Genomic DNA, 439 nt, shown 5'->3' on the forward strand with positions numbered 1-439 from the left:
GGGTGGATCAAAGAAAACCGAAAATTTTGGAGAAGGGGATTTTTGGATAATAAAAATTTCAAAAGATGGCAAAACCGAATGGGAAAAGAATTTTGGAGGGAAAGGTGATGATCATTTAAGGACACTTGCTTTAACCTCTTCAGGCTATTTAATTGGCGGCGAATCCAGATCCGAAAGATCAGGAAATAAAACGGCAGGTATTGAGGATGGAACCGACCTTTGGTTGATCTCCATAAACGAGAGGGGTGAAGAAAGCTGGCAGAAGTCCTACAGTTTCGGAAACAGGGATATTCTGATGGGAACGAGTGTTATTCAGAGTCAGGATTCAAGAGCCAAGAATCAAGACCTGACCAAAGGAATCCTTTTAGGAGGCTATACCCAGGCAGAAGGAAGAATAGAATCTAATGATGAAACTTTCTGGATGCTCTACCTCAATTCC

At 41.7% G+C, this 439-nt stretch carries 1 pseudogene; it reads left to right on the forward strand.

From position 1 onward, the window contains the following. Positions 1-439 (forward strand): annotated as a pseudogene (locus DRF60_RS20935) (T9SS type A sorting domain-containing protein); the annotation flags it as partial.

Origin of the sequence: Chryseobacterium elymi, assembly GCF_003385495.1 — a bacterium.
Lineage (GTDB): Bacteria > Bacteroidota > Bacteroidia > Flavobacteriales > Weeksellaceae > Chryseobacterium > Chryseobacterium elymi.